Annotated in this window: 1 protein-coding gene and 1 pseudogene; both read right to left on the reverse strand. The window is 42.9% G+C overall.

What is annotated here, in order from left to right; all coding sequences use genetic code 11:
- Positions 1-11: 11 nt before the first annotated feature.
- Positions 12-485 (reverse strand): annotated as a pseudogene (locus tag H1S01_RS21260) (IS630 family transposase); the annotation flags it as partial.
- A 49-nt stretch (positions 486-534) separates the two neighbouring features.
- The gene (locus H1S01_RS21265; protein ID WP_207732437.1) at positions 535-1,071 is read right to left on the reverse strand and encodes a helix-turn-helix domain-containing protein; all 537 of its coding nucleotides are present in this window, start codon (positions 1,069-1,071) and stop codon (positions 535-537) included.
- Between the last annotated feature and the right edge of the window lie 74 nt (positions 1,072-1,145).

Raw genomic sequence — 1,145 nt, forward strand, 5'->3', positions numbered from 1 at the left:
CTAGTGCCCCATCAGGCAACCCTGACCTTCTTTTGAATGCGTAAAATTTCTTCGGATTTAGCATTCTTATTTCGCCAACGTATGTATTGTTGAATTGCCGTAGCTAATTCACGATGGTTTTTATAGTCAGAACCGGCTAATACAAATTTTCGGAGCGGTGCGAAGTGGCACTCGATCCGGTTTAGCCACGATGAATATGTGGGTGTGTAAACTAACTCCACATTACTTTCTTGTGCCCATTTGCGAACTTTTGCCGTTTTGTGGGGAGAAAAATTATCCATAACTATATATAACCGTTCTGAACGATGAAAACGACGTCGAAGCACTTTTAAAAAATCCAAAAGTTCTTTACTGTCTTTACGTGGACGGTTATGTCCATACAACTTATCTCCCTTGAGATCATACGCTGCCAGCAGATGACGAACTCCGTGTTTGCGGTTATAATCCGCACGTTGACGATCGGGCTTCCCTTTCGGAAACCAACCTTTTCCCGGTAGGGTCGAACCTCAAGGGGTCCAAATTCGTCTACGCATATTACTCGTCCATCTTTGGGTGGCGTTTCGTAGAGGATTTCGATTCTTTTTTTTTACTCTCGAAGTCTGGATCATTTGAAGTTTTCCACGTTTTCGTATTCTGGTAGGTAATATTGGCTTCATCTAATATGACTCGGACGGTTTCGGGAGATATACGATGGACAATCCCTTTCTTCACCGCTGCTTCCGCCAATTTACTTAAAGACCAGTGGGTAAACGGCATACCCACGATTTTCGGTGGCATTTGCGAGAGTTCGATCAGTAAACTCCGTTGTTCCTCGGTAAACGTAGGCTTACGTCCACCGCCGTAATTGGGTTTCAGTGAATCAAACCCATTTTGATGAAACTGATGAATCACATCTCGAACATGATCTGGAGCACAGTGAAAGAGCCTAGCGATATCGGGTACTTTTGTTTTTTGGGCAGAAGCTAGTAATATATTAGCCCGTCGCATCGCGAACGATGACGTACCCCTCCGAGCAATTTGAAGCAGTTTATTTCCTTCTTCAACAGTTAAATCTCGAATATATATACACATTGCAATCCCTCCATCGAATTTCTCTTTCGACATAGAATTGCAATATTCCTTTAAATCCCTGTATTTACCACTAG

The sequence above is a fragment of the Heliobacterium chlorum genome, from assembly GCF_014502795.1.
GTDB lineage: Bacteria > Bacillota > Desulfitobacteriia > Heliobacteriales > Heliobacteriaceae > Heliobacterium > Heliobacterium chlorum.